6 protein-coding genes and 1 pseudogene are annotated in these 8,034 nt (G+C 44.7%); all 7 read left to right on the forward strand.

What is annotated here, in order from left to right:
• Positions 1–137: 137 nt before the first annotated feature.
• Positions 138–347, forward strand: a pseudogene (locus HYR79_08645) (SAM-dependent DNA methyltransferase).
• Positions 337–1,188, forward strand: a complete 852-nt coding sequence (locus HYR79_08650) for a DUF1016 family protein (protein MBI1821761.1) — start codon at positions 337–339, stop codon at positions 1,186–1,188. The pseudogene HYR79_08645 and the gene HYR79_08650 overlap by 11 nt, the downstream one beginning before the upstream one ends.
• Positions 1,189–1,258: 70 nt before the next feature.
• Complete coding sequence (locus HYR79_08655; GenBank protein MBI1821762.1) at positions 1,259–1,486, forward strand: type II toxin-antitoxin system MqsA family antitoxin; 228 nt, start codon at positions 1,259–1,261, stop codon at positions 1,484–1,486.
• A 264-nt stretch (positions 1,487–1,750) separates the two neighbouring features.
• On the forward strand, positions 1,751–3,103 hold the full coding sequence (locus HYR79_08660; protein MBI1821763.1) for a restriction endonuclease subunit S: 1,353 nt from the start codon (positions 1,751–1,753) through the stop codon (positions 3,101–3,103).
• A 741-nt stretch (positions 3,104–3,844) separates the two neighbouring features.
• A complete protein-coding gene (locus HYR79_08665) occupies positions 3,845–4,207 on the forward strand; it encodes a hypothetical protein (GenBank protein ID MBI1821764.1) in 363 nt (120 codons plus the stop codon).
• 49 nt (positions 4,208–4,256) lie between these two features.
• On the forward strand, positions 4,257–4,718 hold the full coding sequence (locus HYR79_08670) for a toll/interleukin-1 receptor domain-containing protein (GenBank protein MBI1821765.1): 462 nt from the start codon (positions 4,257–4,259) through the stop codon (positions 4,716–4,718).
• A gap of 44 nt (positions 4,719–4,762) precedes the next feature.
• Positions 4,763–7,879, forward strand: coding sequence for a type I restriction endonuclease subunit R (locus tag HYR79_08675; protein MBI1821766.1), 3,117 nt, complete (start codon positions 4,763–4,765; stop codon positions 7,877–7,879).
• The last annotated feature ends 155 nt before the right edge of the window (positions 7,880–8,034 follow it).

Below are 8,034 nucleotides of genomic sequence, written 5' to 3' on the forward strand. Positions count from 1 at the left end.
CTTTGCCCGCATCAGAAGCTACCTATCCACAGCTCGTAAAAACGGCTGGAACCTCTTGCAATCCATTTCCCAGTCCCTGACAGGTCAACCGTACTTGCCTGAAATGCTTTTTCCTCCCTGACACTCCTGAGTAGTTACAAAGCGTTACCACAGAAGAAATTGCTTCACATGGATATGTTCTCACCCCTGGCCGGTATGTTGGCGCAGAGGCAATTGAAGAGGATGACGAACCATTCGAAGACAAAGTGAAGCGGCTTACTGCGAAACTAGAGGAACAGTTTTCTGAAAGCGCGAAACTGGAAGCCCAGATTCGGGAGAATTTAAAGGGATTGGGATATGGGGACTAAGCAGGAAAAATGGGACTTCGCGGCTCTTGTTAACGTTATCCAGCAGGCTCATGATAGTCTAATGGTGAAAGAAAAAGTGCGGACAGCGTCCGCACAATTCAAACTCACAGCGAAAAATATTGCCGGCAAACTCTCCTACAGCCACCTGGAACAACTTGTCATCATTAAAGACCCAGGCCAGCGCGCCTTCTATGAATCTGAGTGCATCCGTGGCGCATGGTCAGTACGCGAGCTTAAACGCCAGATAGGCACTCTTTATTACGAACGTTCCGGCCTGTCGGAGGACAAAGCCAGGCTGGTCAAATTGGTGCAAGCCGACGCGCATAAAACAGAGCCGCGCCTTGCCGTCCGCGATCCGTATGTTTTCGAGTTTCTCGGAATCAAACCGCGAGAGGTCATGGGTGAATCCGAATTGGAGGACGCCATCCTCGACAAGTTGCAGGAATTTCTGCTGGAAATGGGCCACGGTTTCTGTTTTGAAGCGCGGCAAAAGCGCATTCTCATTGGCAGAACTCACGGTTTTGTAGACCTGGTGTTTTATCACCGAGTCCTCAAGTGCCATGTGCTCGTGGAATTGAAGGTTGCGGCTTTCACGCATGAACACCTCGGCCAGCTCAACACTTACGTTAATTGGTATCGTAAAAACATGATGACGGAGGGAGATAACCCGCCTGTCGGTCTCCTGCTATGCACAGACAAAGACCATGCGCTTGTCGAATACGCTCTGGCTGGTATGGACAACCACCTTTTCGTCTCCAAGTATCAACTTGAACTGCCAAAGAAGGAGGATGTCCAACGTTTCATTGAAGAACAGGTAAGGGAAGCTGAAGATGCGCGTTGAGATTTCACTTAATTTAAAGGAATTGGGATATGACCTATGAACGGCTTGTCCTTTTGAGGAGGAAAACAAAATGAAATGTGTTATTTGTAAACAAGGAGAAACAAAGAAAGGTAAGGGAACCGTGACCCTGGAGCGGGATGGAGTGACGCTTGTTATTAAAGGCGTTCCAGCCCAGGTTTGTGCTAACTGTGGCGAAGAATATATCGATGAGAAGACAACCGCTCAATTGCTGAAATCCGCAGAAACAGCGGCAAAAACGGGGGTACAAGTGGACGTTCGGGAATATATGGCAGCATAAATCGGAAGAATTTAAAGGAATTAGGGTATGGCTAATAAGAAAAAGATCAAAAAGCCTGACTCCGTAATTGTGCGGCAACCTGTGGCACGATTCGTTCCTTTTCGTCGGGACCCCGGAATTATCCGACAAAATGTAGGACAATTTGTGCAAGAGCCTCATGCACAATGAAAGCGAGAGAACAATCGTTTCATTCCCGTGAAACGAGAAGCCACAAGAATTTGGAGAGTGCCAGAATTGAGAATAGTTCATGAGAATTTAAAGGAAATGGGGATTGCGAATGAGAGTTGGCCTATGTTAAGGCTTGGCGATCTATGTAAAAAAATAGGGAGTGGAGCAACGCCAAGGGGAGGTGGCGAGTCATACCTTGAAAACGGTCCATTTACGTTAATTCGTAGCCAGAATGTTTATAATGACGGCTTTAAGGTTGACGGTTTAGCACGCATCTCCGAAGATCAAGCGTTGAAACTGGAAGGAGTTTCAGTTCAAGAAAATGATGTCCTCTTAAATATTACGGGGGATTCGGTGGCAAGAACATGCATTGCTCCAAAAGATTATCTTCCAGCACGGGTTAATCAGCACGTGGCAATAATTCGTACTAATCCCGAAAAATTAGATGCAAGGTTCTTAAGATATTTCCTTATTTCTCCAAAACAGCAGGCCTATTTATTGGGAATGGCAGCAATTGGGGCAACGCGAAATGCCCTCACTAAAGGGATGATCGAAAATTTGCTTGTCCCATGTCCTAACATAAATGAACAAAAAGCCATTGCCACAATCCTCGGCACGTTGGATGATAAAATAGAGCTAAACCGGAAAATGAATGCAACACTGGAAGCAATGGCACAGGCGATTTTTAAATCCTGGTTTGTGGACTTTGACCCTGTCCTCGCCAAAGCCGAAGGCCGTAAACCATCTGGCATGGATGCCGCCACCGCCGCCCTCTTCCCCGACTCCTTTCAAAACTCCGCCCTCGGCAAAATTCCAAAGGGATGGGAGGTTTGCGCCCTTTATGACTGTGCCGGATACATTAATGGCTTAGCCTTCAGGAATGATGACTTCTCACCAGAACGGTTTGGGCTACCGGTAATAAAAATTGGCGAGTTAAAAGACGGGGTTACAAGCCAGACCAAGTTCACAGAGGTAATTCGTGAGCAAAAATACCTTATCAGTTCGGGAAATATTCTGTTTTCCTGGTCTGGAAGTCCCGATACATCTATCGATACCTTTATATGGACCGGGGAAAATGGTTGGTTGAATCAACACATATTTAAGATACAAATAAAAAGACCACTAGAAAAATTATTTGTTTACTTCCTTCTCCGGCATCTCAAGTCAGTGTTTATAGAGATTGCCAGGAACAAGCAAACTACAGGCCTTGGTCATGTCACTGTCCAAGATCTGAAGCGGCTAAAAACGGTCTTTCCTCCAGATGATGTTCTACGGGTTTTCAATCATGCTGTAGAACCGTTATTCGAAAAGGCTTATACCAATCGTTGTGAAACCCGCACACTAGCCGACATTCGAGATTTATTGCTACCGAAGTTACTGTCGGGAGAAATACGGGTGGGGAACCCTAAAAATGTTGTAAGGCATAAACAAACGACCGGGAGAGTGTAGTGTTAAATACGGGCCAATGTCCACTCTGCAATTACCTTAATGCAAAAATCAGCAACGAAGATTATGGAAACATCCTTATTTATGATTGTGAAGTTTGCGGCAAATATACTTTATCCAAAGCGACCAAAACAAAAATTGAATCTTTATTCAAAGGAGATAGAGCCAAATTTTCTGCGATTATAAGAGAAAGATCAATTCACAGAGACTTGCCAAAAGTGGACCTTGATTCTCATGCAAAAGATCTGGTGGATAAATCAAGCCTTTCAACTAAGGACGTGATGAATACCCTTTCAGAGTCTTTACCAATCAAAGTTCCGGCCGTAATAGAACCCAAGAACAGAGTTAGAAAGCTGTCATTGCGAACAAAGTGAAGCAATCTCAAGACTTTACGATAAGATTGCCACGCACCCTTCGGTGCTCGCAATGACATGATTAATAAGTGGGTGCGAAGTCTATCGCTGGTCTTAAAGACTTGATCGGGCGTTAAAAAACCTACAAAGACTAATCTCGAATCTAGGCGAAGAGTTAAACTTAAGTCCTGAGACTGATTATCCTGTATTTTTTGCAGAAAACAAAACAGAATTCGATTTTATTACAAGGGCTCTATTTGAAGTCGGTTTAATTGATATAAAACGAACCCCTCAAATAACTACCATCACTTTAACAGTTAAAGGATGGAATCGAATAGCAGAACTTGAAAGAACCGTTTCAGGAAAGGATTCGAAACAGGCATTTGTAGCGATGTCATTTAATCCTGACCTCGATAACGCCTATAAAAATGGGATCGGAAAAGCAATTACCTCCATAGGGTACAAACCTTTAAGAGTGGACCTTCAAGAACATAATGAAAAGATATGCGACCTTATCATTTCCGAAATTCGAAAAAGTAGGTTTATGGTTGCTGATTTTACAGGACAAAAAGGGGGCGTTTATTTTGAGGCAGGGTTCGCATTGGGTTTAGGAATCCCGGTAATTTGGACCTGTAAGAAAACAGATGAAGCCAAGCTTCACTTTGATACCCGGCAATATAACCATATCCTTTGGAATGATGAAACGGATTTGTATGAGGGATTATTACAAAGGATCGGCGCCACCATTTTTTAGCACGACCCTTTATAAAAAGATTACGCTTTATTATGAAAAAGGTGGATATATGAAAATATTTATCAGTTACAGTACAGATGATTTATCTCTTGTTCATCGGATTGCAGAATATCTCAGACCCCATGTGGAAGTTCTTTTTTGGGATAAAAGTAAAGTTCCTGGTCAAGAAGCATGGCCAACCATTTTCAACTGGATTGATCAGTCTGATTTGGTCTTGGCGGTCATTTCAGATAAAACTGTTTCTCGGGCAATGTCGGTTGGTCAAGAAATTGGACGTGCAAAGGCTAAAACAAAAACTATTATTCCATTGGTGGCTCCTGGGGTTTCAAGTTCAGATCTGGGCTGCTTAAATGGAATAACGTATCAAAAAATTGATCCCAATAATCCAGGACCTGCGCTTAAAAATATTGAGAAAGGTCTATTAGAGAGAAAACTCCAATTTGAAAATACACAGACGTTACTTTTATTAGGTGGTATTTTAGCGCTTTTATGGTTGGTATCAAAAAAATAAAAGAGGAAACTGAATATTAATATTTATGTTTAGGAAAATAATTAATGGCTGGAATGACCGAATCTGATCTTGAAGAGGCTGCGCTCTCCTGGTTCCAGGAATTAGGCTATTCCATTCTTCATGGCCCTGATATCGCGCCGGGAGAGCTTTTATCGGAAAGAGCTTCTTACTCCGATACTCTTCTAACCTCCCGTTTTCATTCCTCCCTGACTAAAATTAACCCCACCCTTTCAGCCGAAGTGATTGATGAAGCGATTCGAATCCTTAACCGGATTGAACACCCCTATTTCTCTGCGAATAACCACCGTTTTCACCAGTTTTTGGTAAATGGCATTCTTGTTGAACATCAAAAAGATGGCCGAGCCGTTACTGACTATGTTTCTCTAATTGATTCCGGAAATCTGGAAAACAACGACTGGCTAGTTGTTAATCAGTTTACGGTCATTGAAAACAATCATCATCGCAGACCCGATATGGTTGTTTTTATCAATGGCCTCCCCTTAGGGGTCATTGAGCTGAAAAACCCCGCCGACGAAAACGCCACCATTCGAGATGCCTTTAAACAGATAGAGACCTATAAAGCCGAAATTTCTTCCCTTTTCATCTATAACGAAGTCAATGTGATATCCGATGGGACGGAAGCCAAAGCAGGAACGATTAGCTCCAATCTGGAACGGTTCATGCCCTGGAAAACGTTGGATGGGATTAATCCGGCACCAGCCGGACTTCCTCAATTGGAAGTCTTGATTAAAGGGATGTTTAACAAAGAGCGGTTTCTTGATTTGATGCGTCATTTTGTTGTTTTTGAACTTCATGAAAAAGGGAATATCAAAAAGATGGCGGGGTATCATCAGTACCATGCCGTGCAAAAGGCTATTGAATCAACGGTTTCCGCGATCAAAGGTGACAAACGGGCCGGGATTGTTTGGCATACTCAAGGATCCGGTAAAAGCCTGACAATGATGTTTTATGCCGGAAAACTGGTTCTCCATCCGACAATGGCAAACCCAACCCTTCTGGTGTTAACCGACCGGAACGATCTGGACGATCAGCTCTTCGGAACCTTTTCCGCCTGTCATGAACTGTTGCGCCAGACCCCTGTTCAGGCCGGAAATCGCTCTCATTTGCGAGAACTGCTAAAAGTTGCTTCCGGCGGAGTGGTCTTTACCACGATCCAGAAGTTCATGCCACCAGAGGCAGTACCCTCTTCCCAACCCTCTCCCAGTGGGAGAGGGAGAAGCGAAGCGGAAGGTGAGGGAGAGGGGCGAATGCCCCTCTTGTCAGACCGCCGGAATATCGTTGTCATCGCCGACGAAGCCCACCGAAGCCAGTATGATTTTATGGATGGATTTGCCCGTCATCTTCGAGACGCCCTCCCCAATGCCTCATTTATCGGCTTTACTGCTACTCCGATTGAAAAGTCCGACCGGAGTACCCCGGCAGTCTTTGGAAATTATGTGGATGTATATGACATCCATCAGGCCATCCTCGATGGTGCAACCCTCCCCATTTATTATGAAGCGCGGCTGGCCAAGCTCGATCTTAAAGAAGAAGAGAAACCCAAGATCGACCCTGAATTTGAAGAGGTGACCGAAGGAGAAGAAGAATCGGTTAAAAAGAAGCTGAAATCCAGATGGGCGAGGATTGAAGCTTTAGTTGGCGCTGAAAAACGGGTTCATCTTGTGGCCAAAGATATTGTCGATCATTTTGAGAAACGGCTTGAAGCCATTGATGGAAAAGGGATGATCGTCGGCATGAGCCGGAGAATCTGCGTTAATCTTTATAACGCAATTATCGCGCTTCGTCCTAACTGGGAGTCTGCCGACGATGACAAGGGATTTTTAAAAGTAGTAATGACCGGTTCCGCTACCGATCCCGTGAATTGGCAACGGCATATCCGGAACAAAGAACGGCGTGAAAAGCTTGGAGATTATTTTAAAGATGATAAAAAAACGTTCAAGCTGGTGATCGTCCGGGATATGTGGTTAACCGGGTTTGATGTTCCCTCTTTGCACACGATGTATATTGACAAGCCGATGAAGGATCATTCTCTGATGCAGGCCATTGCCAGGGTCAACAGGGTATTTAAAGACAAGCAAGGGGGCTTGATTGTTGATTACCTTGGAATCGCCCATGAACTTAAAAAAGCGCTTTCGGAATATTCGGAACGAGACCGGGATCAAGCGGGGATTCCTCAAGAGGTCGCTGTCGGGATTCTTCTGGAAAAGTTTGAGATTATGAAAGGGATATTCCACGGATTTGATTATCAACCTTTTTTCAGGGGAACGGCAGCGGAACGAGTACGGGTAATTCCCGCCGCGCTAGATTTCTTGTTATCGCTTCAAGATGGTAAAAACCGCTTTATGAAAGTCGTCACCGACCTCTCCCGGGCTTTTGCTCTGGCGGTTCCAAATGAAAAAGCGCTGGCGATACGCGAAGAAATCGGCTTTTTCCATGCGATTCGGGCGGCTTTGGTGAAAAACACGGAAGGACCTGGACAACATCCCGAAGATCTCGATACGTCAATTCAACAAATTGTCTCTAGAGCGGTCTCCTCGGAACAGGTCATCGACATTTTCAGCGCCGCCGGACTGAAAAAACCGGACCTCTCGATTCTATCCGAGGAATTTCTCGCGGAAGTCAGGGATTATCCCCATAAAAACCTGGCTCTAGAACTCCTTCGGAAACTGATTAACGATGAAATTAAATTGACTTCTAAAAGAAATCTCGTCCAGTCCCGTTCCTTTGCCGAAATGCTGGAGAAAACAATTCTTCAGTACCATAATCGGGCCATTGAAGCGGCAGAGGTCATCGAGGAGTTGATCCGGCTTGCCAGGGAAATGAAAGACGCTCACAAGCGGGGGGAAAACCTGGGGCTTTCTGAGGACGAATTGGCCCTTTACGATGCTTTGGAAACGAATGATAGTGCCGTTAAAGTTTTAGGGGACGATACCTTACGGGAAATCGCGCATGAGCTGGTGAGAACCATCAGGCAGAATGTCAACATTGACTGGACGGTTAAAGAAAATATCCGCGCTAAAATGCGGACGTTGGTAAAACGGATTCTCCGGAAGTACGGTTATCCCCCAGACAAACAGGAAAAAGCAACCCAAACCGTCATGGAACAAGCCGAACTGTTATGTAAAGACTGGGCTGGGTAAATAAATTAGGTCCTCATTTTATCAATATATTGTAGGATTTTTGTAACTACTCAGGTCTCCCCCGCCTAAAGTAAGGTTTCATTTTTTGCTGGACTTCCAAATCCATATATGGCATATTGTCTCCTATGCAAGAGACAATCGCATGCCAGGGTCTC

The sequence above is a fragment of the Nitrospirota bacterium genome (genome assembly GCA_016178585.1).
Lineage (GTDB): Bacteria > Nitrospirota > Nitrospiria > JACQBW01 > JACQBW01 > JACOTA01.

What these genes read in the sequence shown, in the direction of transcription:
- HYR79_08650 (MBI1821761.1), top strand. Translation starts at nt 337, where the DNA reads ATGGGGACTAAGCAGGAAAAATGGGACTTCGCGGCTCTTGTTAACGTT.
- HYR79_08655 (MBI1821762.1), top strand. Translation starts at nt 1,259, where the DNA reads ATGAAATGTGTTATTTGTAAACAAGGAGAAACAAAGAAAGGTAAGGGA.
- HYR79_08660 (MBI1821763.1), top strand. Translation starts at nt 1,751, where the DNA reads ATGGGGATTGCGAATGAGAGTTGGCCTATGTTAAGGCTTGGCGATCTA.
- HYR79_08665 (MBI1821764.1), top strand. Translation starts at nt 3,845, where the DNA reads ATGTCATTTAATCCTGACCTCGATAACGCCTATAAAAATGGGATCGGA.
- HYR79_08670 (MBI1821765.1), top strand. Translation starts at nt 4,257, where the DNA reads ATGAAAATATTTATCAGTTACAGTACAGATGATTTATCTCTTGTTCAT.
- HYR79_08675 (MBI1821766.1), top strand. Translation starts at nt 4,763, where the DNA reads ATGGCTGGAATGACCGAATCTGATCTTGAAGAGGCTGCGCTCTCCTGG.